Annotated in this window: 23 protein-coding genes and 1 rRNA gene; 1 reads left to right on the plus strand and 23 read right to left on the minus strand. The window is 53.0% G+C overall.

Annotated elements, in window-relative coordinates; all coding sequences use genetic code 11:
* From BN871_RS10245 to BN871_RS10260, 4 genes are all read right to left on the minus strand, one after another.
* Positions 1 to 465, minus strand: a 16S ribosomal RNA gene (locus BN871_RS10245); the annotation flags it as partial.
* Between the two features lie 331 nt (positions 466 to 796).
* The gene (locus BN871_RS10250; RefSeq protein ID WP_157060258.1) at positions 797 to 7,213 is read right to left on the minus strand and encodes a CARDB domain-containing protein; all 6,417 of its coding nucleotides are present in this window, start codon (positions 7,211 to 7,213) and stop codon (positions 797 to 799) included.
* Complete coding sequence (locus BN871_RS10255; RefSeq protein ID WP_048745805.1) at positions 7,210 to 8,358, minus strand: S-layer homology domain-containing protein; 1,149 nt, start codon at positions 8,356 to 8,358, stop codon at positions 7,210 to 7,212. The genes BN871_RS10250 and BN871_RS10255 overlap by 4 nt, the downstream gene beginning before the upstream one ends.
* A gap of 530 nt (positions 8,359 to 8,888) precedes the next feature.
* Complete coding sequence (locus tag BN871_RS10260) at positions 8,889 to 9,779, minus strand: nucleotidyltransferase-like protein (protein WP_269745415.1); 891 nt, start codon at positions 9,777 to 9,779, stop codon at positions 8,889 to 8,891.
* 132 nt (positions 9,780 to 9,911) lie between these two features.
* On the opposite strand from BN871_RS10260, the gene BN871_RS10265 reads away from it, so the two are divergent.
* Positions 9,912 to 10,328 (plus strand): YgzB family protein, encoded by a 417-nt coding sequence (locus BN871_RS10265; RefSeq protein WP_048745809.1) that lies wholly within the window; start codon positions 9,912 to 9,914, stop codon positions 10,326 to 10,328.
* Positions 10,329 to 10,416: 88 nt separating this feature from the next.
* On the opposite strand, the gene BN871_RS10270 is transcribed toward BN871_RS10265, so the two are convergent.
* The 19 genes from BN871_RS10270 to BN871_RS10350 form a co-directional block, all read right to left on the minus strand.
* Positions 10,417 to 12,027 carry a glycosyl hydrolase family 18 protein gene (locus tag BN871_RS10270; protein WP_232312953.1) on the minus strand — a complete coding sequence of 537 codons (1,611 nt, stop codon included), beginning with the start codon at positions 12,025 to 12,027 and terminating at the stop codon, positions 10,417 to 10,419.
* A 259-nt stretch (positions 12,028 to 12,286) separates the two neighbouring features.
* On the minus strand, positions 12,287 to 12,721 hold the full coding sequence (perR, locus tag BN871_RS10275) for a peroxide-responsive transcriptional repressor PerR (RefSeq protein WP_021877254.1): 435 nt from the start codon (positions 12,719 to 12,721) through the stop codon (positions 12,287 to 12,289).
* 128 nt (positions 12,722 to 12,849) lie between these two features.
* Entirely contained in the window at positions 12,850 to 13,923 is a 1,074-nt protein-coding gene (locus BN871_RS10280; RefSeq protein WP_048745814.1) for a DUF4097 family beta strand repeat-containing protein, read from the minus strand.
* Positions 13,920 to 14,750 carry a DUF6677 family protein gene (locus BN871_RS10285; RefSeq protein ID WP_048745816.1) on the minus strand — a complete coding sequence of 277 codons (831 nt, stop codon included), beginning with the start codon at positions 14,748 to 14,750 and terminating at the stop codon, positions 13,920 to 13,922. The genes BN871_RS10280 and BN871_RS10285 overlap by 4 nt, the downstream gene beginning before the upstream one ends.
* Positions 14,747 to 15,463, minus strand: coding sequence for an MgtC/SapB family protein (locus BN871_RS10290; protein WP_048745818.1), 717 nt, complete (start codon positions 15,461 to 15,463; stop codon positions 14,747 to 14,749). Before BN871_RS10290 ends, BN871_RS10285 begins: the two co-directional genes overlap by 4 nt.
* 212 nt (positions 15,464 to 15,675) lie before the next feature.
* Positions 15,676 to 17,118, minus strand: a complete 1,443-nt coding sequence (gene gatB / locus BN871_RS10295; RefSeq protein WP_048745821.1) for an Asp-tRNA(Asn)/Glu-tRNA(Gln) amidotransferase subunit GatB — start codon at positions 17,116 to 17,118, stop codon at positions 15,676 to 15,678.
* A gap of 35 nt (positions 17,119 to 17,153) precedes the next feature.
* Positions 17,154 to 18,605: an Asp-tRNA(Asn)/Glu-tRNA(Gln) amidotransferase subunit GatA gene (gene gatA / locus BN871_RS10300; protein WP_021877249.1), complete on the minus strand. Its 1,452-nt coding sequence runs from the start codon at positions 18,603 to 18,605 to the stop codon at positions 17,154 to 17,156.
* A gap of 28 nt (positions 18,606 to 18,633) precedes the next feature.
* A complete protein-coding gene (gene gatC, locus BN871_RS10305) occupies positions 18,634 to 18,921 on the minus strand; it encodes an Asp-tRNA(Asn)/Glu-tRNA(Gln) amidotransferase subunit GatC (protein ID WP_048745823.1) in 288 nt (95 codons plus the stop codon).
* Between the two features lie 147 nt (positions 18,922 to 19,068).
* Positions 19,069 to 19,773: a metal-dependent hydrolase gene (locus tag BN871_RS10310; protein ID WP_048745825.1), complete on the minus strand. Its 705-nt coding sequence runs from the start codon at positions 19,771 to 19,773 to the stop codon at positions 19,069 to 19,071.
* A gap of 41 nt (positions 19,774 to 19,814) precedes the next feature.
* A complete protein-coding gene (locus BN871_RS10315) occupies positions 19,815 to 20,198 on the minus strand; it encodes a hypothetical protein (RefSeq protein WP_021877246.1) in 384 nt (127 codons plus the stop codon).
* Between the two features lie 324 nt (positions 20,199 to 20,522).
* On the minus strand, positions 20,523 to 21,038 hold the full coding sequence (locus BN871_RS10320; protein ID WP_021877245.1) for a hypothetical protein: 516 nt from the start codon (positions 21,036 to 21,038) through the stop codon (positions 20,523 to 20,525).
* Positions 21,039 to 21,069: 31 nt separating this feature from the next.
* The gene (locus tag BN871_RS10325; RefSeq protein WP_021877244.1) at positions 21,070 to 21,495 is read right to left on the minus strand and encodes a hypothetical protein; all 426 of its coding nucleotides are present in this window, start codon (positions 21,493 to 21,495) and stop codon (positions 21,070 to 21,072) included.
* Positions 21,492 to 21,638 (minus strand): hypothetical protein, encoded by a 147-nt coding sequence (locus BN871_RS27595; protein WP_021877243.1) that lies wholly within the window; start codon positions 21,636 to 21,638, stop codon positions 21,492 to 21,494. The genes BN871_RS10325 and BN871_RS27595 overlap by 4 nt, the downstream gene beginning before the upstream one ends.
* 43 nt (positions 21,639 to 21,681) lie before the next feature.
* A complete protein-coding gene (locus BN871_RS27600) occupies positions 21,682 to 21,834 on the minus strand; it encodes a hypothetical protein (RefSeq protein ID WP_157054033.1) in 153 nt (50 codons plus the stop codon).
* A 219-nt stretch (positions 21,835 to 22,053) separates the two neighbouring features.
* On the minus strand, positions 22,054 to 22,659 hold the full coding sequence (locus BN871_RS10330; protein WP_157060259.1) for a hypothetical protein: 606 nt from the start codon (positions 22,657 to 22,659) through the stop codon (positions 22,054 to 22,056).
* 306 nt (positions 22,660 to 22,965) lie between these two features.
* On the minus strand, positions 22,966 to 23,904 hold the full coding sequence (locus tag BN871_RS10335; protein ID WP_048745829.1) for a type II secretion system F family protein: 939 nt from the start codon (positions 23,902 to 23,904) through the stop codon (positions 22,966 to 22,968).
* Positions 23,901 to 25,394 (minus strand): ATPase, T2SS/T4P/T4SS family, encoded by a 1,494-nt coding sequence (locus BN871_RS10340; RefSeq protein ID WP_083436366.1) that lies wholly within the window; start codon positions 25,392 to 25,394, stop codon positions 23,901 to 23,903. The genes BN871_RS10335 and BN871_RS10340 overlap by 4 nt, the downstream gene beginning before the upstream one ends.
* Positions 25,391 to 26,227: a hypothetical protein gene (locus BN871_RS10345; protein WP_048745830.1), complete on the minus strand. Its 837-nt coding sequence runs from the start codon at positions 26,225 to 26,227 to the stop codon at positions 25,391 to 25,393. The genes BN871_RS10340 and BN871_RS10345 overlap by 4 nt, the downstream gene beginning before the upstream one ends.
* Positions 26,224 to 26,952 carry an SAF domain-containing protein gene (locus BN871_RS10350; protein ID WP_021877238.1) on the minus strand — a complete coding sequence of 243 codons (729 nt, stop codon included), beginning with the start codon at positions 26,950 to 26,952 and terminating at the stop codon, positions 26,224 to 26,226. The genes BN871_RS10345 and BN871_RS10350 overlap by 4 nt, the downstream gene beginning before the upstream one ends.
* Positions 26,953 to 26,976: the final 24 nt, after the last annotated feature.

Below are 26,976 nucleotides of genomic sequence, written 5' to 3' on the forward strand. Positions count from 1 at the left end.
TCTTCCACCCCGTTCTTCCCTGGCAACAGAGCTTTACGACCCGAGGCCTTCCTCACTCACGCGGCGTTGCTCCGTCAGACTTGCGTCCATTGCGGAAGATTCCCTACTGCTGCCTCCCGTAGGAGTCTGGGCCGTGTCTCAGTCCCAGTGTGGCCGATCACCCTCTCAGGTCGGCTACGCATCGTCGCCTTGGTGAGCCGTTACCTCACCAACTAGCTAATGCGCCGCAGGCCCATCCCCAAGCGACAGATTGCTCCGTCTTTCCCGGTCCCTCCAGGAGGAGAGACCGCATATCCGGTATTAGCATCCGTTTCCGGAGGTTATCCCAGTCTTGAGGGCAGGTTGCCTACGTGTTACTCACCCGTCCGCCGCTAACCTTGTCCCGAAGGACAAGATCCGCTCGACTTGCATGTATTAGGCACGCCGCCAGCGTTCGTCCTGAGCCAGGATCAAACTCTCCATAAAAGAAGACTTCGTGTCCGAAGGACGATGAAGTGCTTCAAGGTGTTTGACTTGCTCATTTATAACGTTGACTTGCTTCACTCGTTGTTCAGTTTTCAAAGAACAAATTTCCATGTCGCTTTCAATCGGCGACCTTTATAATATACCACAATGGCCTAGATTAGCGCAAGCATTATTTTTCAAGATTTCTTGAATCCCTTGATAACACTGCGTTTTCTCTGTCCCTCTCGAAGCGGCGAGATTTAATTTAACACATGCATCAAGGAGCCGTCAAGGGCTGTTCGACATTTATTTATATTCCCAATTCGTCGTCAGCCCCCGAAGCGGCAATGCCTTATTGCTGGCGATGGACACCTGCTGCTCCCGCCGTATACCCGATAATCCTCAGCGGGACTTCCGCTTTCTTTCGAACGCCGTTTTCATACTGGACTTCGAATTGAACAGAATACAAGCCTCTCTCCAAACCGGTGTCCAATTCCCCCCACTGACTGTGGTGCATTTCGCCGCTGTGGATGGAATTGGAAGGCGTTGGCTTAAGCACAGTTCTTGTCTCCATTATGCTGCCGTCTTTGCCTACAGCCCGTAGATATGCAGTTACGTAACGCACTGGCGCCGGAGAAACATAGCCGTAGACGATCCACTTCTCTCCCGCATAGAAGTCCTTTGGATTTCCGCTGATTACATGGCCTGCATCGGCATGGATACGCCGCCATTCCGATGTATGTTCAATATCGCCTGTCAAAGTGAGCGGCAGGACCTGGATCTGTTTGGTTATCTCGCTTTGAAGGTTGCCGTCGCTCACCACAAGCCGAATACGGTACATCCCTGGCTCCGCCGAAATAATCGTCGAAGCAATGTTTGCCATGGTACGCTTCCCGGATGGGCTGGAAATCTCCCACGTTTCTGTAAGCGGATCCCCATCAGGATCAGAGGAGCGATCCAGCAATGTCAATGAGTCCCCCTCGTATACAGGTTTGGGCGACCAGTCAAATTCGGCGATAGGCGGACGATTTGGCTTGATCCAGAAATAACCCGGATCACTCCATGCGCTCCAGTCAAACCCGTCGAAAACGCGTACCCGTATATACATATAGACATCCTCGGGCAAATCGGAATTCGGCCTCCAGCTATTGGCCGTGCCTGGCAGGACAGAGGAATCAAGAAGCTTTTCTCCACCATACCGGTAAACGATAAGTTGGAAATGAGTTTGGACATCCTGATCAGAATCGGAATAAACAAATCGGAATAATGGCTTCCGTTCCATCATCTCGGTTGGCTTGAGCTGATCTTTGCTCGCAGGATTGGCAAGCATGACAGACGGCAGCCGGTTAAGAATGGTGACCTGTTTTTCCATCTGGGCTTCAGAGCCGCTTGAATCCTGCACCAATTGACGAATGCGGAACAATCCGAGACTGCTGAACGTTTTTTGCCAGCTCGTACGAGAGCTGCCGGCTATCGTCTCCCCGCCGTTGGTCGTTGCATTTCGCAAATACCAAGTTTGAGGGAGATTCTCTCGACTTCCGTCCTCCTTGTCATAGGCAGTGGAGTCGAACGTAATTGAAACGCCACGGAAAGTACTCAAGTGTGTTTGATTGAATCCAGGAACCGGAGGAGTGTTGTGAGCAGGTATCGTTCCTATGTTGACCGTCTGAATGGAATACACCGACCAAGCCCCGTACTCATCCTTGACGGCCATCCCGACTTCGTAGATACCTCTTTCCTGCGGCGTGACGAGTTTCTGATAGACGGTTTCCCCGGATGGCGTTACATAGTAGAACTTCTTCTCTAATATTCCTTTTGTCGTTCGATAATCGATGCCCGTGTTCTCCGTGGAGTAGTTAGTCGAACTCACATATCGGTCGGGATCATAGCTGCTGTCCGTCCAGATGACTTTCCCGTCAGCTGCGGATGCAATCGTGAAATGCGACACTGGCCTCCGGTGAACCGTCACTTTCTTTATAAACGGATTTGAATCCTTTCGATAGTCTCCGAATCGATTGTCCGGATAGCGGTAATCCGGATGCGGATCGTCCCTCGCCTGCAGCTTGACGAGGTAATCCCCCACTTTATCAAAGGTCAGCTGTTCGGATTCAACCATGCGGCCGTTTAGAGATGATAAACCTTGATTGTTGATGAATCGCGGCGTATGTTCATAGCTCCATAAGTAGGAGCCGGCTTTAGGATCCCCTTCCGGATCGAAGAACTGAATGTTTTCATACTGCACATCAGCCCTCGCTGTGCCTTCATCCCAGATGGCATAATCCGCAGACCACTCCACTTTGTTTTCGACGGCCTTGTAAGTCAGTGCGCTGAAACGGACAAAGGCTTTGTTGGCATAGTATCCGAACTTGCCTTCCGTGAACTGGCCGTCTATGGCGCTTAGAATGGGAATGTTGTTCAGGAACGCTTCAATTTTATTGCCTACTGTTTTGACCTTCAATCCGTAGCTGACATCGGACTGGAAAGGGTAGCTACCATTCTGTAGTACCATCCTGGATCCATTCATATATTTCACAAGGTCAAACGAATGGCCATCTGTCTCTACCGCGTACCGGTTCCGTGGATCCTGCATGCGGAAGCTGAAGCCCATGCTCTCCTGGTCGATGTCCACATCCGTCATGCGAAGGCTGAATTTCATCTCCACATCATTCAGCGAAACGTCGGATACCATCTGTCCGTTTGTGAACGTTTGACGTGCAAGCGGACCTGTCGTAGGATCGCCTACGGCCATATAGACGTAAGGAATTTTCGACGGATAAGCAGGTTCCAGAACTTCAAACAGGACACCGTTACCTGTATACTCTCGGAAAAATGCACATCCATAGGCATTGCAGTCGCCGCCGGTGTTGGCATTATCCGCTGTAAGGGTTGTGTTGCTTCCTGTCCTGTTTCCGTTCCAATCAACGAAGGTGCCTGTTCCTCCGGGAAGCCGTTCCTTAATTGTGCCATCCCTCATGCTCAGCCGCAGCACGGTGGATTCAATGCTTGTCGAGCCCCCGTTTTGAACTAGAGGGACGTACAAATCATCCGCCGATGGCGACATCGACATTGGATGATAATTCAAGGTCGTCATCCCCCGGTAAAATCCGACCTGGTTGCTGTTCAGTCCGGCTTCCCGATTGATTTCATTCACATACTTCTTCCAGACTAGATTCATGTTGGCGTCGTATTTGTTAACCGTTAAGTCCAGGTAAGAGTGAATCGGATTCCATGTCTGTCCTGAAGATATTTTGGTGCCATGGCCCTCATAGGTGTATGTGTTCCCATACGGGTCCGTGTACCATTCATCCGCAATGTGATAATCAAAGCCGGTCCAATACGTTCCCGGCCTTAACGGTACGGATTTGATTGTTCCAAGGCGCTTGGGAGATAAATCAGGACCAAGCTTGACGAAATATCCGGCATCCCCGCCGTCTGGGAGCGTGTAGTTGGAGGAATGGTCATTGTAGAAGCTGCTTAAAACAATGGTTCCGTCATTTCCGGAACGGGATATTTTCCATTCATCAAAGGATCCCCATGACTTGTCCCGATCGGCTACAATTCCATCGAAACTGGAGGTAAAGCTTTTTTCCTTCAAGACTTGTCCTGTTGATACATTGTACGCGGCAACCCTCACTTCACCTTGCGCGGTCTGGATTACATACAAATAGGATCCCGATACGGTAAACCACTTTCGATAGGCGTTATCGATTGTAATCACGTACTCATACGGGCTGCCATTCGTCCATTTCCGTTTAGGCGAATAGGGGTTGCTGTAATCCCAAATGACAGGCGACAACTTCTTTGGATTCATGCCATAGATGGTGTAGCTCGAGCCCTTGTAACCGGAAAAGATCGTGAGTTTTTTAGTTGAATATACTTGAGGCAAGAAGTGATTGTACAAGATGTTTCCGTCACTTCTAACCTGCATCAATTCATTGTCTTTATCCAGAATGATGTCATTAAACTTGTTTTTGTTCGTAAGTGCGCGCCAGGGAGAAAGGGAGTTGGGTCCAAATCCATTGTCGGCTTGCGTTCCCATGGTCCAAAATACAGTATCATTTCCTGTTGCGCGGTTCATTTCATAGCGGTTCATATTATTCGCTGCCCCGCCGAAATTGCGGCCTTCGCCACCGACCAGGCTGCCGCCGTCAACACTCCACAGCTTGAGCTTGTCGTATACCTGCTCCAAAGTGTTCGGGACGTAAACAGGCCAATCAATCATTTTCTCCGGACGGATGGTCGTACTGGCGTCCAGATCCGGCTGCGGGTTCTTGCCTTTGAGATCGAAGGATACTTCTGGAGCATTGTTCACGATATTTAGGACAAGAGTTGATTGTGATTGATTGTCCGTGCTGCCCGTCAGGCCGTAGTTTTCAGTTACCTCTGTCCAGAATAAATACTTTCCGACTTTGCTGCCGGCAAAGGTGACTTGCTTCATAGTCCCGGTCAATGTCTGCCAGGTATCATCTGCAAAGCCATTGTTCAGCGCGTCGTATTTGTATTTGTATTTCGCCGAAATGATTTCATCGCCATCCGGACTGTAGGATTTATTGAGAATGACGTTAGGCTCATTACGGATGCCAAGTGAAGGAACTTCAAGTTTGGCAATGGGGGGCTGATCGGGTTTGACGATAATCTCGCATACGGCTGGAGCGTCCGATTTTCGGCCTTTCGTATCATACACATCCAGTTTGACTTGGACGGTGATATCTTGGCCGGTTCCGTTCGCATAGCTGGTCTGTTTGTTCTGCCATTCGTCGCGGGAGTGATCGATTGGCGTTCCGTCTGGACTGTAGCTGCCGCTTGAATCGAATGCGCTGAAAGGGACAATGTGATTTTCGATGACACTGGCCGGGCATTTAATGATTGAAATGGGGCTGCGGGAAAGAACGTTAATAAAGGCGCTGGCCTCTGCTGTCGCTCCCCACTGGTCACGGCCGGTTCCATAGACAGTATGAGTGCCTTTCTCCATTGTGACTTCGTACATGCCGTATTCGTTCGTCGGGTATTTGCCTTTTAAGCCTTTGATCCAGGGCGTGCCTCGACTGTAATCGAAACCATCAAAGATGAAGTCATCTCCGTCTGGATCAGTCGGAGTTGGTACCGATGGATCCTGAATGACGACGAGATCAAGAAGATCGCCTTCCATGGCTTGGCGGACCGGTTTTGTCGGTTCGCTGGGTTTCACCCATGCAATCTGGAAAGTTGGCGGATGGTTGTTCTTTGGTCCTTTGACTTCAAGAGTCTTCGGTCCGATCCAATCAGTTGCTCCGCAATCGGTTGATACCTTCATATAGACTTGATGGTTACCTTGCCCGATTGCTCTTGGATAGTCGGACCGGGTATAGGTCGTATCGGAATAACTTCTGATCCATTCAGTGACGCTTTCGTTGCTGCCGCGAACGAATTTGTACATGTGACCGGTATACGTGCAGCTTCCCAGTTGCAGATCCTTTGGGTGAGCTGTGAAGCTATCCCCGTAGTCTATTGAAGGGGGGAGGACGTCAAAATCGGCCTTAATCTCTTTGTTTGGAGTCGGCGTCGGTGTTGGAGCTGCGCCAGGCGTAAAGGTGCGCTGAATCGTATTGTTGCTTTCGTTGGATTCATTGATGACGTTGCCGCTATCTACCGTGAGCTTGAAGGTTTTGGATGCGCTAGTCATGAATGTGCTCACAAACGTCAAGCTGGCTGATTCGCCGCTCTTAATCGAGCGAATGGTATCGAGCTTGAGTGTGATCCCCTTTTCGTCCGTCACCTTGACATTGAAAGTGTTATTGATGTCCATGCCTTCGTTATGATAAGTGGCCGTGAAGGTGGCGGGTTTCCCGACTTCGATGACAGGTGGGCCGGAGATGTCGTCTGCGATGAGGTCGTGTTTGGTGGTGCCTATCCTTTCGTATGTAACAGTCACCTCATATTCCAAAAGATAAGTTACACCAGACCAGACTGTATTTGAATCGAATAAGTAATCTCTACCTTGAACATTTCCGCCAAGTGAATTATCAACGCGGTAATCAATTCCAACAAGATTATAATTTGCACTAAGTTGTTTGTGGACTTTTAAATAACCGTAACCGTCAGCACCCTTCCCTATATAGTCAATAACAAGACCAAGAGTGCTTGGGGTGGCCTGAGTAATATTAATTGATTCTGGATCAATTTTAGAAATTGACACTTCCTCTTTTGAGGATGTAAACATTGAATCAGGTGGAGGTATTTTATCTGACCATGAAGCAGCGCTCCCATCCGAATACCTTAATTCCAAGGGAATGCTTTTTCCACTACTATCTACGCTTGGAATTAAACTTGGATATTGAGAAACCCCGTTAACAATAGTTTCGGATGGTGCATTCCATGTGAAGTCTCCTGTAGAACTCTTGCCAGTCCTCCAACTTTTTCCGCTTGAATCTCTCCATACGGAGAAATACATAGTGGAAATTCCTGTAGAATCAACGTTTATAGGGTCACCATTGATTTGGGGTATTTCAATCTTCTTTGCCGCTTTATTGTACGAACCAAGTTGCCCTTTTATTAAGCCATTTTTTTTAATTGAATAGGATTTCACGTCGTAACTCTGATATTGGGGAACGCTAATGTTAAAATCATTGATTATTTGACTTGAATAAAATTTTTGGTAGCCAGGATTATTTGCTGAACTGAAAGTGCTGGTAAATGTATCTGAAGATGCAGCCGAGGCTGGTTGAGGAAATACCGAAAAATTAGACGTAATCAATGAAAGGAGTAATAATACAGCGGGTAGATTCTTCAATTCTTACCACCAAAAATTCGTCCTTCTTTTTCTAGATAAATTTTGTTTTGCTTATTAGCCCAGTCAAAATACAGGAATGGCCAATCACCATTTTTAATATTGATAAAATCTTTTTTATCTAAAGTGACGAGATGCCATACTTCCACTGTTTTGTTTTTTTGTATTTTCAGGGTTTCGAGTTTATTTAATTTAGAATCAAAATTTAATGGGTAAATGGCTGCGAAATTCATATAAGGATTACTAATCATCTCTCTAAGGTAAAGCTCAGTGTTTTGTGATGTTTTTGTAGCAGTCATAATTACATTGAAAGCTATTAAATAGTCGTTGTCCCATCCATTTCCATCTGCTCTAATAAGATTTGGCACTAGATTTCTGTAAGGACTATTTTTGTCAGCCAAATCTATTACAAGCATTTGTTTGAACGTCCCTTTAGCATTAGGGGAGATATCTTCTGTAAATGGAAATGATCTAATTATGGATGTTCCCCACATCGTTTCAATATTTGTTCCTCGATAAGCTACTTCCGCATACGAGGCAGCTCTTTTATCCGCTGTCAGATTTCCGCCATTTAAAACCGTCAGGACCCGATCCACAATAACCGTGGCCTGAGCGCGCGTAGAATTTTCTTTCAGACCCAGCTCTCCGCCGGTAAGGCCAGATAGGATTCCGCGCTTCGTTGCTTCATAGACCAATTGCGTGTCGCTAGTCTTCGTATTCCGCAATGTTTGATCAATAGCCCTTACTGTGATTCGCGCCATTTCCTGGCGGCTGATCGGCTGAGTCCAATTCCCATTAAAATCGGATGTACGGTGTATGCCAGCTTCTACAGCTGCACTTACATACGGCGTGTACCAGGGCTTGCCGGATAAGTTTGCGGGGATATCCAATTGGAGAGATAAATCAACAAGCTTCAGGAATTCAGCCCTGCTGATCTCTTGATTCGGTTTGAACGTGCCGTCTTCGAATCCATTGACCAGCTCTTTCGAGATGAGCTTTTGAATCGAGCTGTAATACCAGTCGCTGGATTTCACATCCTTGAAGGATGTACTGGCGGCCGCAGTTGAAGCTGCTTCAATTGATGCTGTAACGGAAGAAAAGAGAAGAGCAGCAGCTGTTAAACCGGTGGTCAGTTGGGAAAGTTTCATTTCAATCCGCTCCTTAACATAGGATCTTGTTATTTCCTAACCTGCTTGTGAATGGTCTGGCATGAATTGATCGGGTGATAGAGCAGCGGCTTAATTTCATTCGTAAAAAGGTTGTCCGACTTTCACACCTTTGTCACTTAAATGAACCGTCCGCTTTTAAACCAACACTAGGAATCGTTCTGTAATTGTCGTCCAGGAAAGATAAAATTATATGGTCTAAAAATTGTTATCGTTGTTCCCGAGCCTGCTCCGCAATAATCATCGATCTGGTCGAGTTGATAGATTCATACATGATCAAGCCTGAACCGGCTAGCATAACCATAGCCGACAAGGTAATTAACATTAACCGAACCAAGCTGCATTCCTCCAGACACCTCTTTTTGCCTTATATCGGTAATTTTAATGATTCCTTCCATAATCAGAACAAAAAAACACCCGTCCCAGCATCAGCTGCGGACGGGTGCTTCCCGATTCCGAATCATTCATTTCTTCCTATTATATCCATGTAGAATCATTAATCAACAACAAATTTATCTCGGGAGCTTGTATCTCAGCTCAAGCGCATCGGATTCCCTGGGATCGGCCATGACAGCCACTTCCCGAACATACCCTCGCTGAACGAGCTTCTGCAGGATGAGCGTAAGATCGACATGAAGCCCGTTCATGGAAGGATGGCTTGCCAGCTCCATGATGCTCCAAGGCTCCTCCCTCGATTCCAGAATATGAAAGATTAGAGAGGAGCAGGATCGCATTTTGCTCATGATCGAAAACTCGCAGGCGAGAAGCACGAGCTGAATGCGCTGTTCAAGCGTCTCCGGACTCGTCGTGAGCTCCTCATACAGCTTATAAATGCCCGGATGGAACCTTCGCATCTGCCGCCAAACGGATGGCTCCGGATGAAGTCCGGCTTCAAGCAGCTCCATATGGGCATAATGATTTAAAGTTTTGATAATATCGTTATGAGCATCGAATTGAAACCCGTCCGAAAGGTTTTGCTTGGCTTGAAGGCATGATTTCAAGAAAGCCTCATACTCCACAAGCAGCTTCCGCTTCATGAGCTCATCCGGGAATTGGCTGATGCGCGCCTTGATCTGTTCGAGGAAGCTTTCCTTGTCGAAAACAACGTCTCCTCGCAGCAGCCATTCGATGATCCTGCCGTCGCTCCCGTTGGAAACCCATTGCTCCAAGCCCACGCAGGTTGTCCGGCGGATCATGACACGCTGCCCTTCCATGCGCAAATGTTCAATCGAGGGCCGGCTGCACGCCGAGCTCGTGATGACGAGCAGCAGCAGGTCCAACCCGTCGATCTGCGGATGAAACGGATAGGGATGAGAGACAGACACAAGCCCGATCACTCCTTCTTCAAACTGGAGCATACTCGAAACGTGTTTTTTCATAAGTTCCAAACGGTTATCCCCCATATAGCTTCCACCAGAAGTTTCCGCTATAATATTAGTCTGTAGGTTATGATTCGACAAAAACAGGCGGTTTCCTGCCTTGCTTACAAGAAATCGGGCCGCTATGCCCGAGCCAATGAAAGGGAATGAATTCGAGTGCTACTTAAATCCAGCAAGATCAACGAGTTCCGCCTGTGGGGGCTTGTCCTCATCCTTGTCGGAATGGGGGTTATGATTCTTGGCACGGCGGGCATCGTTTTCTGGGGCCAGACCGGCAAAGTGATTGCCGCCGTGTTCATGGTTATCGGCATGATCGCCCTGCTCGTAAGCGTCGGCATCTATTTCTGGGCAGGCATGCTCTCTACCAGCGCGGTCATGCTCATCTGTCCGGAATGCGGACGCCAGACCAAAATTCTTGGACGCACCGACCGCTGCATGTACTGCAAGACGATCCTCACGCTGGACAAAGAGATGGCGACGCACGGTCTGGACAGCGATGATGAACTGCCTGTTGCTGCAAGCAAGACCGATTCGGGACCGGCAGCAGCCGCTCCGCCTTCGTCCCAGGCCTGAATTTCATAAAAGCCCTCGGCGCCGCGACTTCACTTGGAAGTCATGGCGCCGAGGGCTTTTTTTGATCGTGATTTAAATCGTCCTTGAATCAAGATGGATTGCTGAGGCCGTTGTGGATGACAGACCAGACATCATCCGCCTGGAAGGAGCGGCTCCATGTGGCCACGCCTGCCAATCCGTATTTGTGGACCAAGGCGATGCGCGCCTCAAGGGAGACTTTGTCTTCGATCCATATCCGGTTCAGCCCTCCCTCTACCGGGTACTGAACATAATTCTGGCCCGTTGACGGATCAAACTCCGGCTTCAGCTTGTTCGTCGCGATCAGCTCCCTGATCTTGTTCATGCCGACAGCCTTGGACGATACTTTGACCGACCCGTCCGAACCGGTTTTCTCCGTCCAGATCCGCGTATATAGAGGCATGCTCAAAATCAGCTTGGAGCCGGGAATCTTATCTTCTTCCAGCAGCCTCAAAATCGAATTTTCCACCCAAGGCAGCGAGGCGACCGAACCCGATTCGGGACTGGACGCCCAATGCTCGTCATAGGCCATGAGCATCATGTAGTCGACGCTTTGAATCAATTCGGCCCGGTCCAGGAACAAGGACCACATCTCGCTATTGGACTTCGGCGTCACATCGATGGAAACGACAAGACCCTGCTCATGCAGCATCGGCGTCAGCTCCCTCACGAATTGAACGAGTGCGCCTTTGTCGGAAGTCCGTACATTCTCGAAATCGATGTTGATGCCCTGAAGCTGGTACATTTTGGCGTAGGCCAAAAGCTGCTGGATCATGGAAAAACGGGTCTCGACATTGGCCAAAGCTTGAGTCGTCCGTTCCGGATCAAAGCCGTTGCTGAACAGCGCCCACACCTGGATCCCCTTGCTTCTCGCCCATTTCGCATAATTGGCATCCGCCTTGCTGCGGATTTGGCCGGCTCCATCCATTAATTCGAACCAGGTGGGGCTGACGACGTTGACCCCTTCCATGGCAGGGAACTTCGCCGGATCGGGAGCCACGTTGTATACCGCTTCCCAAGTCAGATTGATTTTCTGGCCGGTTGATTTCCACGCCAGTTCAGGCTGCTGCTCGACTGGCTCTTGAGTCGTCTGCTTGTCCGACAACCGAAGCTCGGATTTGCGGGCATAACCGCTGTACCCGCTTGGCCCTTGGACGGAGTACCAGTCTCCTTCTTCCTTCCAGACCGTGAGCCTGCCTTCCAATGGAACCTTTTCAATATAAGGGCTATGAATGCTCGGCCCGTTGCGGACAGCCAGCTCCTTTTTGCCAGGAATCGCATACTGGATGCTGTCGCCTCCCTTGGCAAGCGTAACGGCTCCAGTGACCTTCGATACTTGAGCTTGGACGCCGTACAGCGTGTTCAGCGGAGTCAAAGGCACATAGACGATGCCTTTTCGGGTTTCCGGAGCGACAGCCAGCTTGAACGGTTTGCTGCCAAGCTTGGCGGTGAGAGTATCCGTTTTCATTCGCAGCACTTGACTGCCATTGGTTAAAATGATGGATTCCGAATCGGCTTCATAGCGAATCGGAATCTCGCTTCCGAGCATGGAAGTGACGGCTTCGATCGGAAGCTTGATCTCGTCGCCCTCCAGCAGAGCGCCCGCTCCCATGAACTCGCCTTTATAGAACAGCGGATGCTCAACCGAGAACACTGGCGTCTCCTGCTCGTTGCTTGGCATAAGCAGCTGATATCCTGCCCATGCCCCTGCCATGATACCGATACATACACAGAATCCCAGCAAGCGGCGAAATCCTCTTCCCTTGCGCCTGCCCGCAGAGGTCATGCCCCTTCTCATTGCCCACACTCCTTGCGTATACAAAGATTAGACGAGTTCGGAACGCAAAAAGTTGACCGATCCTTCTCTATGAGTCTATTAAAAGAGGGCTATATTCATGCACATAAAAAAAACCGTTTGGAAGCATCGCTTCCAAACGGTTTCAATTCACGGTCGTTTTCGCGCATTGCGTGCATACTCCGTAAATTTCCATTCGATGTCCTTCGACACGGAATCCGGTCTCTCGGGAAGCGGCTTGCTCCACCTCCATGAGAGGAGGATACTCAAAGTCGACGATATCTCCGCATACTTTGCATATGGCGTGATAATGGTCGGACAAGTCGGCATCAAACCGGCTGGAGTCATCCCCATAGGTCAGCTCCCTGACCAAGCCTGCCTCGACGAACAAACGCAGGTTGTTGTAGATCGTAGCGACGCTCATGCTCGGGAAGTCGGGTGACAAAGCTTTATAGATCTCGTCCGCAGTCGGATGAGTCATGGAATTCATCAGAAACCCAAGTATCGCGTGACGCTGCGGGGTCATGCGGACGCCGCTTGCCTTCAGCTGCTCCAGAGCTTGCTCAACGCTGGCTCCCATTCCCGATCACGTCCTTCGTAATTTATAGTTGTATTTACTTTGTAGTAGTTCTATTGTAAGCCTGAATTTTACGTTTTGTCAATGAAGAGGCTACCATCCAACTTTTCTCTTTGCATGGCCTATGGGCTTCATCCGGGACCGGGATAAGAGGTAATCCGTATGTCGCTGTTGGCATCGACCCGGATCCGGTACGTACCGAGCCCGATTTGGCCTTTGACGGTCTTTTTCTCGATTTGGAGAGGCAGCTCGGAACGGATCGTCCCGAAGGTAACCGATCCATCAACCGTATAAGAACCATCCGCCGGCAAGGATAAGAGAATTTCTCCAATGGAGCTGTTGATGTCCCAAGTGCCCCCGACCACAGAGCTTGCCAGGCTGATCTCTCCATTCAGCGTATCCGCCTGCACGCTCCCGCTGACTTCACGGACATGGATGAATCCGTTCCTCGTCTCGAGCAGCGCTTCACCCCGAACATCGTTGATGTCCAGATTGCCATTGGCCGTGGAAGCGGTCAGCTTGCCATGGATCGACGAGGCTGTAATCGCTCCTTCCTTGGCCGACAACGCCGCGTCTCCGGTAATTCTCCGGGCTTTCACCTCGCCATTGCTGGTGCCCGCTTCCAGCGGTCCGGTCAAATCCATCGCTTCGATGGAACCGCTGCGATTGCGTACGACAAACCCGCCGGTTGCGCGAATGCCGCTTAGCTTGACGGAGCCGTTGCCCGCATTGAGCAGGAATTTGACCGTTTGCTCAGGAGCAGCGGGAGGAGGAGAGGGACTCGCCGCGTCCGTCTGTGGAGAAGGAGAAGGCTCCGTACCGTCGGGTACATTCTCTCCCGGCAGGGCTGTTCCCGCCGAGAGAGGACCAGGAGAAGGAGATGCTCCCGGAACGGACAGCAGTGTCTCCAAATCGGCCGGAATCGTAATCTGGAGATTGAAACGCGGCATCCGCGCCCCGTTGGCGCCGTAAGGCATCCCCTTTGTCTCAATGTGCAGCTTTCCTTCCGCAGATACGGAGACGGCTGATTTTTGCTCCACCAGATCCGCCTCCTGCTTGTTGTCGGAATCGACCCAGAGCGTCGCTTCGACGGTTACTTCCCGGCTGTCCGGGTCTGTCGAAGGTACGACCGACACGTCTCCGTTGGGGTTGTCGACCACGACATCGTTCAGCGGTTCCGTAATGACGGCGGATACTGGCTTCAAGCTGTAGCTGTACCCCTTTTCCTCCGACAGGTTCTCCATCCTCGCGCCGGTCCCGTATTGATCCAGCCAACGGAAAGGAAGCCCGCCGTATTGGGTGATCGAGTAGCTGATCCCGCAAGCAGCAGCGCTGCAAGAAGCGAGCCCGCGCCTGCCGACAGCCTTCGCCCAGGCTTTTTTCTCTCCAGCAGCTGGTAGACCAGCATTTCAAATCCGGCAAGAACGAACAAGAGCGGCCACCAGTCGGCTAACAGCCCGATGTCATTGCGTCCCGCAGCCTGATCCCACAGCAGCAGAACTCCGCATGCAGCCAGCAAAGCGGCGCTGCTGAGCCTGCCGAAGCGGAAGAAGCCCGGCTTGATCCGAAAGGCCATCCATGCGGCGATGATCAGAAGAATGACTCCGGATGCCAAATCCCCAAGCCAATCCAGTCTTGGCTGGACAGCTCTTGTCGGACGGATAAGAAAAAAGAGTATGATTCCGCCGGCGACAAGAATCATGCTGTGAGTCATCGCGAAGCCGACAGGCTCCGGTCGTAGGCGCGCATCGTCTTCAGACAGACCCGTGCGGCTGGCGATCTGCAGGGCATCGAACACGCTGACGAAATACAGCGCCGGCAGCGCCATTCCCAAATATACGAGCAAAAGGGCGCGGCTGCCGCTCGTCGCATCGGAAAATCGGACGAGAGCGGCTAGATCCAGCAGCACCGCGAGCAATAGGACCAGGCCGCGTCCATAGCGGCCGATGTAGAGATGGCCTCCGCCGGGGAGCAAAAAAGCGAGCAGTCCGGCCAGCCAGCGACGTTTCGGTTGGAATTGGGTATTGTTCATTCCGCGCTCACGGCATGCACACCATCCAGCGATTTGATTTCTTCAAGCAATTTGATGATATTGCACGATCGGGGGAAATTAACATACAGCAGCAGCATCACCCTCGGCCCTTCCATTTCACGGTTGCCGTGCTCCTGCAGCGACATCTTGCGCATGACGATGCCTTGCTGCTGGAGAAGAGCGCTGATCGCCTGAAGAAGGGCGTTCGTTTCGTCAGCCAGAATCTGCAGGTGATGCTCTTTTTTTCCGTTGCTGAATTTGCGTTCGACTTTATTAAGGACGATGAGGACGATAAGGACAATCACTGTGACGGCCACGGCAGGGAACAAAAATCCAGCGCCGACCGCAAGTCCGATGGCGGATACGACCCATAGCGTAGCGGCCGTCGTAAGGCCCGTAATGGATTTCCCGGTAAATAAAATGGTGCCCGCTCCCAGAAAACCTATGCCCGTAATGACTTGCGCTGCCAGACGAGCCGGGTCCAGACGGACATTCGTCTCGTTGATGAAGGCTGAAAATCCGTATGCCGACAAAAGCATCAGCAGACAGGAGCCAAGGCAAACCAATATATTCGTCCGAAGGCCGGCCGCATGATTCGACTGCTCCCGCTCGAAGCCGACCAGCCCGCCGAGCAGAACAGCCATAAGCAGCCGGAGCATCATCTCCCACTCGCTGATGTACCAGGGACTGCTGACAGCCAAGGATGCGCTCATGATGTGCCATCCCACCCTTTCTCTTCGTTGCTGCGCATCTTTTCAGGCTATTGTACCTTACTGTATGCGGCGACATGAAGCATTTCTTCGCTTCAACATACTTTAACACGGATGCTAGGTTCCGTAACGTCCAAAGCGGGCAGGAGCGATAAACCTCGTACTTATATCGCATATTGAAAAAAGCCGCTCCCGATAGGGAACGGCTGTTGAAATCAGCGGTTGAGATAGTCGGTCAAAAGCTTGTTGACGAGTCCCGGGTTCGCTTTGCCGCGGGATTCCTTCATCACTTGGCCGACGAGGAAGCCGATCGCTTTTTCCTTGCCCGCCCGGTAGTCCTCCACCGACTGCGGGTTCGCTGCGACGACCTTCTCCACAATGCTCTGGATGGCTCCTTCATCGCTGATCTGGACGAGTCCCTGCTCTTCCACGATCTGCTGCGGAAGCTTGCCGCTCTCGAGCATTTCCTTGAACACGGTCTTCGCGATCTTGCCGCTGATAGTGCCTTTTTCGAGGAGGCCGATCATTTCTCCCAAGCCTTGTCCGGTAATCGCGACGCCGTCGATCTCCTTGCCGGTCTGGTTCAAATAAGCGAGCAGATCGCCCATGATCCAATTGGACACCGATTTGGCATCGTTCGTATACGCCAGGCTCTCTTCAAAGAAATCAGCCAGCTTTTTCGAGGAGGTGATGACGCCGGCGTCATATGCAGGCAAACCGTATTCGGAGGTGTAGCGGGCTTGCCGTGCATCCGGAAGCTCGGGAATGGAAGCGCGGACGCGCTCCTTCCACTCGTTGTCGATAAGCAGCCGAACCAGGTCCGGATCGGGGAAATACCGATAGTCATGCGACTCTTCCTTGCCGCGCATGGAGAAGGTTTTGCCTTGGGAATCGTCCCAGCGGCGCGTCTCCTGCACGACGGTACCGCCGCCGTCCAGTATGTCGGCCTGCCGCATCTGCTCGTACTCCAGTCCGCGCTGCACGCCGCGGAAGGAGTTCATGTTCTTGAGCTCGGCTCGGGTGCCGAATTTCTCCTGGCCCCATGGACGAAGGCTGATGTTGGCGTCGCAGCGCAGGCTGCCTTCTTCCATCTTCACGTCGGACACGTCGCAATACTGCATGATGGCGCGCAGCTTTTCCAGATAGGCCTTCGCTTCCTCCGGGGTGCGGAGATCCGGCTCGGATACGATCTCCACAAGCGGAGTGCCGACACGGTTGAAGTCCACAAGGGAAGCGAAACCGCCTTCGACATGGGTCAGCTTGCCGGCGTCCTCCTCCAGATGGAGGCGGGTAATGCCGATCCGCTTCGTCTCGCCGTTCACTTCAATGTCGATCCAGCCGTTCTCGCCGATCGGCTGATCGAATTGGGAGATCTGATACGCCTTCGGGGAATCGGGATAAAAATAGTTTTTACGGTCGAACTTGCTGATATCGGCCACGGTGCAGTTAAGCGCCATGGCCGCCTTCATCGCGTACTCGACCGCCTGCCGGTTCAGTACCGGCAATACGCCGGGGTGGCCGAGGCAGATCGGGCATGTATGGGTATTCGGCGGCGCTCCGAACGATGTCGAGCAGCCGCAGAAAATTTTGCTGGCGGTATGCAGCTCCACATGCACTTCAAGCCCGATCACCGTTTCGTACGAATTGTATTCCGTCATGGATAACGTTCCTCCTGCTTGCAAGATACGGGCGCTTACAGCTGCGGGCGCGCCTTGTGGTGGTCGGTGTGCTGCTCGAAGGCATGGGCGGCGCAAAGCACGGTCGCTTCGTCGAACGCCTTGCCGATCAGCTGCAAGCCGACAGGCAGTCCGTCCGCGAAGCCGCACGGCACGCTGATGGCCGGCACGCCGGCCAGGCTGACCGGGATGGTGACGATGTCATTGAGATACATCGTCAGCGGGTCGCCGATCTGCTCGCCGATGCGGAATGCAGGCGTTGGAGCCGTCGGTCCGAGCAGCAGGTCGAAGTTCTCGAACGCCTGGTCGAAGTCGCGCTTGATCAAGGTGCGTACCTTTTGCGCCTTCAAATAGTAAGCATCGTAGTAGCCGGAGCTGAGCGCATACGTGCCGAGCATGATGCGGCGCTTCACCTCGTCGCCGAAGCCTTGGCTGCGTGACTTGCGGTACAGGTCGATGAGATTGTCCGGATTGTCGGCTCGCACGCCGTATCGGACTCCGTCGAAGCGGGCCAGGTTGGAGGACGCTTCAGAGGAAGCGAGCAGGTAATAGGTCGCGACCGCATACTCGGTATGAGGCAGCGATACTTCTTCCCATGTCGCTCCAAGGCCCTCGTACACTTTGAGCGCGGCCAGGACGGCCTCCTTCACTTTAGGATCGATGCCTTGACCCATATATTCCTTCGGAACGCCGATGCGAAGACCTTTGACATCTCCTGTCAAAGCGCTGACGTAATCCGGAATGGCAACGTTCGCCGAGGTCGAGTCCATGCCGTCATGTCCGGCAATGGCTTGCAGAACATAAGCGGAATCCTCGACGTTTTTGGTCAGCGGCCCGATCGCATCCAGCGAGGAAGCAAATGCGACCAGACCGAAGCGGGACACAAGGCCGTAGGTCGGCTTCAAGCCGACGACGCCGCAATAGGATGCCGGCTGGCGGATGGAGCCCCCGGTGTCGGACCCTAGAGCGAAATACACTTGGCCGGCTGCAACCGACGCTGCCGAGCCGCCGCTGGAGCCTCCAGGGACGTAGTCCGTATTCCAAGGATTGCGGACCGGGTGGAAGCTCGAGTTCTCATTGGAGCCGCCCATCGCAAATTCGTCCATGTTGAGCTTGCCGATCGTGACCGCTCCGGCATCGCGCAGCTTGGAAGCCGCGGTCGAGTCGTAGATCGGATTGTAATTGCTCAGGAACTGGCTGGCGCACGTGGTGCGAAGCCCCTTCGTCACAATGTTGTCCTTGATGCCTGCGGGGAGTGCGTGCAGCAGCCCCTTCTCCGCTCCTGCATCGCGGTCCAGCCCTGCAGCCCTGGCACGCGCGGATTCCTCGTTCAGCGTCAGGAAAGCCCCTATCTTGCCGTCCGTCTCCGCGATGCGCTTGAAGGAAGCATCGGTCAGCTCAGCAGCGGACAGCTTGCCGGCGGCGAGCTCGTTATGTACATCCTGAAGTCTCTTGTCAAATAAAGCCAAGCGTTGTTCCTCCTTTCAGCTAGGGATCCTATTCCAGCACGGCAGGCACTTTGAACTGCCCGTCCTCTTCATCCGGCGCGTTCAGCAAAGCGGTCTCGTTGGAAACCGATCCGCGCACCTGATCTTCCCGCATGACGTTCGTCACCGGCAATACATGGCTCGTAGGCTCCACATCCGTCGTATCCAGCTCTCCGAGCTTGTCCGCATAAGCGAGTATGGCGCTGAGCTGCTGGGCAAATTGCTCCTTCTCCGATTCCGTGAACTCCAGCCGGGCCAGTCCCGCCACATGCTCCACATCCCGAATCGTTATATTCATCGCGCTGTTCCCCCCTTGCCTCTTCGTCATTCCTTGTATTATACCTTGAGTTCCACAACATTCTCAATGAGCTGCAAATGCAAAAAAGAAGGCGTCCGCCAAGTTGGCGGCGCCTTCTGCGCTTACTTGCTTGCTTGTGCCGGAATATCACTTCCAGGCAGAGAGATCGACCTTGGAGCCCGGCTCCACGACCTGGCCCTTCAGGCCGAGCCCTCTCAAGCTCTCGACAAAAGCGCCGGCATCCTGATGGATGGGCGGAAACGTATCGTAATGAATCGGGACGACATGCTCCGCTCCATACCATTCGGCCGCCTGCAAGGCATCCTCTGGTCCCATCGTGAAATGGCCTCCGATCGGGATGAAGGCGATATCCGGCTTGCTGCGCTTGCCGATCAGAGCCATGTCCGAGAACAGACAAGTATCGCCGGCGTGCAAAATCCGCTTGCCGTCCACCTCAATGACAAATCCGGCCGGCATGCCGCCGTAAACGATTCTCTGCTCGTCATCCAGCACGATGCCCGAACTGTGGAAGGCCGGTATCATCGTCGCCTTGGCGAACCCGAGGTCGACCGTTCCGCCCATGTTCATGCCGATCGTCTCGGCACCTTGCCAGGACATGTAGGCAGCCAGTTCGGGAATAGCGACGATCGGAGCTCCGTTCGCCTTGGAAATGTCGGCGGCGTCCAGGATATGATCCTGATGCGCATGAGTAAGAAGAACGTAATCCGTGCGGATATCGGACGGATTGCTCTTGGACAGCGGATTGCCGCTTAGGAATGGATCGACCAGCAAAGATTTCCCGTTATCCGCCGTAATCTGAATGCAAGATTGGCCGTGAAAAATAATTTCCATCCTCATCATCCTCCTCTATCGACTAAAATCCGCTCCGCTTCTTAAATCCAGGCCTTGAGATTGACTTGCCGGATAAAGTCGTCGCGGCTTTGCAGCTCTTTGGATCCGGGCTCTTCGGCAGGCTCTTCGGCTGCGTCGCCATTCATGATCCGGTTGAACAGCTCTTCGTTGCGGGTCGCCAAGGCATAATCGATCAGAGCCTCCCGCTCCACGCGGTCAGCCTCCAGACGAAGCAGGATCTCCTCCAGCTCCACGTCATCTCCCGGAACGAGAAAATTGCGGTTTTCCGCTGGTATGCGGATGACATAATCAAATACATTGTCCGCATTGCGGTCATAGGCAATAATATATCCATACTCCCCGACAGGAAGATTCTGCTCATATTGATCAGCGATGATAACGACCTTGTCTCCGAGCTTCAGCATTGTCCACTCGCCCCCCTGCTCTTTGCCGCGGCCTATTGAAATAAACAGAAATGATAGGCTCGCGGACAGCTCTTTTAAAAAGTTTACTAGAAGTAGCGGGGTGAGTGCAAACGGATATGTTCAAGAGCCGGCAGATGAAGAGAACAAACCGGGCCGGAGGCATGGAAATTAACAGTATTGACATGGTTTTCCTGCACGGCAGCACCCTATGCTGCGGCTCCAAATCAAAAGCTAAGTGCTGTGGTTCTTATTAGGCTGTTAGCTGTGGTCTGATAAGGAGCTAAGTTCTGCTGACCTGATTAGGTTAAGTGCTGCGGTTCCCGATCAAGAACTAAGGCTTGTATAGACTGTATTCATCGGGCCGGTCAGCTCGGCGGTTCCTTTCACATGCCAGACAACCGGCTCCATCATGGAAAACAACCGCGGGTAAGAGACGGCTATGATCATGACGACGCCGGGCCGATCGAGCGTCACTTCGTAATTGTACCGGGAATTGCGGTACGTGAAAGGAAACGGCTGGCCGGCGTTGATGACTGCCCAGTCTTCCAGCACGACGCGCTGGCGCAGCCTGGAGCCGGGAAGCGGATGACCCGAAGCATCCAGCAGCAGATTGAGCCGCAAGTATTCCATCGCCTTCTCGTACGCCGCCTCTGCATTGATCGTGAACCGGCCTTCGGCCAAATCCTCCTTGTTCAACTGCTGGGCGGCCGCATGGACGGCTCTGCTGACGGAATGCTTGCTCTCGAACAAGGTGCGGATCGATCTTTCCTCATCGATCTGCAGCGCATGGGCGGAAGCCCAGACGGTCAGCATAAGCATGATAAGCAGCAATTTGGACATGGTTTTCCCCTTGCGTGATCAGGATCAGGCATTACGGCACGTATTCGCTCATTTTAATGCCCGATGCGGACATTCTCTCCTCGGGATCAGGCCCAGCAATCCCTATCAGGCTGTCGATCTGGAACAGCCTTTCGTAGGGATAGCTGATCGTAAGAAGCAGCCCCTTTCCTCTCAGCAAAGGTCTGGACGAAGAAGTGGCGACGCCTCCATCCGAAGCCGATATGCGGTACCGGATCTGATCCCGCCTCATTCCAGCCTGCTCCAGCCTGCTGCGGGAGGCTTCGACCATGGCATCGTCAATATAGCCGCGGCTGCCGCTCGCCCCCGTTTCGAGAAGGTAATCCACTTCCTTCTGGAGGAGAGCTTCCCTGACGATGAAGACATGCTTGTAAATCGGCGAAAACATCATCCAGCACAGCATTCCCGCAAACAGGACGAATACCAGAATCTGCTTCATGGATCGGTGCTTCGGATTTCTTCCGCCATCCGGCTGCCCATGGAGGCCAACCGGACTTTCGATCCTTCCTCTCCGTCCACGACGGATAGGTAAATGGCGATGACCGTTACCAATAAAAGCATGGATACGAGCAGTTCCTTCATGGATCCCCCTTGCTTTCAGCCAGTCGATTGGAGACTTAGGAACTTAAGGCAGCAGGCTGCTGATTTGGCCGTTCGCAGCCGTTCCGTGATTCTGAATCTGCACCCGCGTACCGGTGCCGTTGTCTGCGATTATGGAATTGAACAGCAGCATTACGACAACCAGCATCATGACCGTAACTAAAATATTGCGCATCATCTCACCTCCTTGAATAACATTTGCCTTGCACGGAAGCATGAATTGATGGATTCAAGCAGGAACACAACTGCTGAGCTGCTTGAGCTGTCGAGTTGGATGGGCCGTTGAGCTGCATAAGTGTCGAGTTGGATGAGCCTTGAGCTGCTTGAGCTGTCGAGTTGGATGGGCCGTTGAATTGAATGAGCTGGAACAGCAGCTTGTTCGGCTTAGAGAATTGCGCTAGTTGAGCGAATTGAACAGAGCCTGGCTCTCCCTCACCCACGGATAGATGAAGACCTGAAAGGTATACAGGATCGGAATACCCGCGAGCATGAACAGCATGTACGAGCTCGACTCCTTGCGGCTTTCCTTCAATAGCTCCAGCTTGTCCTTATAATCGCGGATACGTTCCCTTAACAGGACGTAATAGGCCTCGTGATCATGCACCCGCAGCGATTCAATCGTCTCGGCGAAGCTCATTCCCTCCTCCGTCCCGATCCGATGCTTGAACTGGCGGATGGATTGTTCGGCATCGTGATACCATTCGCCCAGCAGCCGCTGAAGGTCGCTCCGAATGGATCGTGTATAGGGCACGCATCTCATGAGTTTGGCATGGATATGCAGGCTGGAGCCTTGCAGGTACAGCAGTTGTACGCTTATGGCATGCACTTCCTGGATGACACGCCTCGATCTGGCTTTCTTCCAGGCACCGAGGATGGATTTGTCGGCATAGGCGCAGACAAACACCGCCGCGAATACGGCCATGATAACTGCTTGAACGGGTCGCGCCTCTCCTATTGCCAGCCAGGCTCCGCATCCTGTCACCCCGAGAATGCAAGACTGCATGGCTATCCTCCGCACAAGCAGGTAAAACCCCGGATCGTACTCCAGACCGCATCCGGCCAACAGCGCCGCTCTTGCTTTATAATCGAGGCTATCCCTATAAAGCTTCCAGAATGCAAGCCTTTCATCCGTCACCCGAACATGCTTCCAAGGACGATCGGGAAGATGGAGCCAGCGCTTGCGCTTCGCAGGAAGCAGCTTCCCTAAGAAAAAGATCGAAACCGCGACAAGCACAAACTGTCCCAAAACAGATGCAAAGAATAAGACAGCGGCCCAGCCTTCCATCATAATCATAACCACCTGTGTCCTTTACATTTTTTTGCGTGAGAGCCAAAGCCCCATTAAGAAAGACATGAAGATAAGCAGCAGCGCATTCAGCAGCATGTCCCTGCCAGCGGCGTCCTGCAGATAGTACCGATAGGAATTGTCTGCGTTGTACCGGATATTGATCCCCATGAAAACGGCAAGAAAGAGGATCGGCGTAAAATTCGCGATTCGGATCTCCAGAAGCTTATGGCGTTCCTGTTCTGCAATCCGCCTCGACTTGCGCATGTCTCCCACCAGCTCCCGCAAATTTTCGGATACCGGATTGCCTTCAACGAGTGCGATTCGGAGAATTTCGACCAAATAATCGCCCCACATATGACCGAGCGACGAAGCGAAAACTCGAAGGCTGGCTTCGTCATCCCCTCGGACGGACAAGTTGCGGTACAACTGCTCGAAAACGGGCTGCATCGGTCCAAGAAGCCGCTGTTCCTCGACAACCCGCTGCAATGCCCTGCGAATCTGCCGTTCGCCCGTAATCATATAGCACTGGTAAAAGAGCTCCACCGCCGGAAGGAAGTCCATTCTCGCCTGCATCTGCCGATGCAGCAGCAGGCTTCTAAGGAAAACGTAAGGGATCAGCCCTCCCATGGCTCCGGAAAGCAGACTTCCCTTGAAGCTCAAAAACAGCAGCCCCCCTCCCGCAGATCCGGCGGCCAAAAGAAAGAAGGAGAGAAGCAAAAAGCCTTCGGGTTTGATTTTAGACTGCACCGATTCAAGCAAGAGGGAAATATGGCCGTACATCCGCTCCTGCCTGGCTAACAAGGAAGCAAGCCTTGCCTTGACGCTGCGGTCGCGGCGGTAGTGAAGTCTGGCTGCCGAATAATAGGCCCTCTCTCCGTGACGAAGCATCGCCATCACCAATATGAAGAGGCATAGTCCGAGAAGCAGGGAGGCCGCTGCGGCAAGTACCCCTCCGCTCACAGCTGCAGCGCCTTCATCGGAATCTCCGTCCGATATTCGCCAGCTTCAGCTTCGGTGACCGCAAATCCGGCAGAAGACAACGTAAATCCAGCTTCGGCAAAGCGCCTGCAATCGTCCGGATCAGGAGAAGCAGCCACATGCCAGCTGCCTGATCCGCGTACATAGACGGCCCAGTCGAGCACGCTTGCTTGTCCCCGATCCCAGCGGATCCGGCCTATTCTTACGATTCTCCGCTTGCCGTCCAACACTTGCATCTCGATTCCGATCTGGGTCACATAACCCGCGATCCGCTTGGAGAGCCGGTCCGGATTCATGGCTCTGCCGTCAAGCATACACATATCGCAGATCGTATCCGGTATATCTTCAAGACGGTTCGCATGAACGGTCGTCATGCTGCCCGAGTGCCCCCGGGTGCAGGCTCTTACGTAGATGTTCGCATCGTCATCCCGAATCTCGGCATGGATGATCCTATCGGGAGATTGTCGGAGCGCCAGCTTGAATGCTTGCTTGGAACGGTGGAGCGGATCATCCTCGTCCATTTCGTATTCCACCGCGTTTTTGTTTGGAAAATCTCGGCTAAGCATCATCTCCAGCCGGCTTTCCAACGTGACGAGACGCTCGTCATCGGGCAGTTCGGCGATGAGTGCCTTGAGCAGATGGGTTTTGCCGGATCCCGTCGGACCGATAATGACCAGATTGTACCGGCAATCAAGCGCGGCTCTCAGCATGGCCGCCATGGCGGCGTTCATCGTGCCGCATTCGGGAGAGATCAGCTCTTTCAGATTAAAAGCCTTTGATGCGTAAAAACGAAGCGTAAGCGTCGGCTGGGACGTGAATCCGAATCCGGTCATCGTAACACGGGTACCGTCCCGCAGCATGACTTCGGCCCATCTTTTGCGGGGATTGATGCGGTCGTTATTGTAAAGAACAAGATTTTGCTGGATCCGCTCCACTTCCTTCAATGACTGGAAACGGTATGGAGACCGCGAGACCCGACCTTCCCGCATCACATAAATTCTTGTTCCTACAACCTGGATTTCTTCCAAGCCGATCCGCTCCTGAAGGACAAGCTCCAGCGCCCCAAGCCCAATGACTTCTGCGAACAGCGCCTCCGCCAAGGAAGGATATCCGCCAGCCGTTCCGGGCAGCTCGTGAATGCGCAGCCTCAACAGCCTGTCCGTGATAAAAGCCAGAATCTCCTTGCGCTCTCCCGAATAACCGAGAACGGCCCGATTCAGCTTCTCGCCGTATTCACGCCGCTCTTCCTCCGTCAAGCCGCGGGGAGAAGCTAGATATGCCCTCATGTCATCCGCCGCTTTGGCAAAGTCGGACGGCTTCCGAGCCTGATCCTCGTCAGCTTCATCGACGTCTTTCATCATCATCCGGACGACCGGAACGGTTCCGGCTTGCTTCGGCTTGCTTTCGTTCGGGTCGTCGTTCTTGAGCTTCGCGGAATAGGCGGAGGGAGAGAATCGCTTCTCTCCGCTCATACTCCCAGCTCTCCCCGATGAGCGCGCAGTCTGCGGTACCAAGGCTGCGATTCCACAGCCGGCCGCTGCCTCAGGCCATGCCGTTTCACAAGCGTCTCTGCAGGACCGCTCATGGCCTGGGCTCCGGCAGCATCCTTCTTGAGCCAATGCCCGTATCGGCCATGGTCAAGGGAATCATAAAAAGCTTCGTTCGTTTTAAAACTCCCGATTAGCGGCAGTCCTGTTTCTTTTCCAATTTCCTTCATCTTGTATCCTCCGGTTCTCCAAGGGGTTTGAATGGGAAGCAGTTCGTATCGGCTCGGATCGACTCCGAATAAAGGGGACACCTGGCGAATCCAGCGGCTGCAATCCTCCTGGAAATGCGAGAGCGCTCCGGTCGTGCACAATATCCGGGAATCTGCGCGCCGAGCCGTACTGATCGTCGCGGCATTGTCCCAGCAGCAGCCGGCGTCCGCCACGACCGCCGAAAAGGTCCGTGCAGCTGTCTCCAACAGATGCTCCGCTTCCTCCGGCGTGAAATATTCGGCCTGGTCCCTGAGCAGATTGCCAAAGAGAGCATGTACGCCAGGCTCATCCGGGAAAGGCCAGCAAGCCCGCCTCAGCATCCGAGGCGTCAGGGAGCGGGATTTCAGCTCGGGACGGATCGCGTCCAGCGTATGAGCAGGAGCATCGCTCCCAAGGTAACGATGGATTTTGGCGCTCTTCAAGTTCAGGCATAGGAAGCCTACCTCTCCGCCGGTCTGCTCCGCGATTCGGCAGGCTGCCGCATAAGCCGCCGCCGTCGTCCCGATGTTGGGCGTCGTCCCGATAAAGGCGATCAGCGGTGCCGTCATGGCCTGCCTCCCGCGGCGGCAGCCGCCACAGCGTTGAGCGAGTCGGGGCTATAGGCCACGACGAGCTTGCTCTCCCCCGACTTGCAAAGCGAATCGATCCGCAGCCATTGCTCTTCCGTCAGATTCAGGTTGATGTCCTCGATTCTTCCGTTCGCATCCCGGCGGGAAGCATACATCTTCTCGCGGTCGCCAGAGGCAAGCGACAGCAGATTGGGATTGTCCATGTCGTCGATTTCCTGGTTTCCTCCGGTCTTCACCGAAGCGACGATGACCGGTTCCGGGAACAGCCTTTCCGACAGCTCAGCCGCTCCCGATACGTACAGCTGCACCCGATCGCCGGCACGGATGCCGTTGGATACCGAAAGCACATAGCTTCGGGGCAGCTGGAAGGTAGATTCGTTTTTGGCCGGCATGAGCCGGTATCCGTCCATCTTCCAGCTTCGAAGCGGCTCTCCTTCTCCAAGCGGGACGATTGCCTCCTTGCCCGCAGCCAAACCCATCTCCGTCATCATGTCGGCATTGAACGCCATCTCCGGAATCGACATATAACGCAGATCTTCCGCAGCTATCCTCTCTCCGGCTGCAATGAAGCGCTTGGGAGCGACGATCTGCACCGATTGCCGCCTCTCCAGCATGTTGGATTGGACTTGATAAAGGCCGTATACAAGTACGGCGGATAGCGCAGCTGCCAGAAAAACGGTTGATTTTTGATTTCTTTTGAACATGTCGCTCCCTTCTCTGCCCCGGAA

The sequence above is a fragment of the Paenibacillus sp. P22 genome (assembly GCF_000469945.2).
GTDB classification, from domain to species: Bacteria; Bacillota; Bacilli; order Paenibacillales; family Paenibacillaceae; genus Paenibacillus_O; species Paenibacillus_O humicus.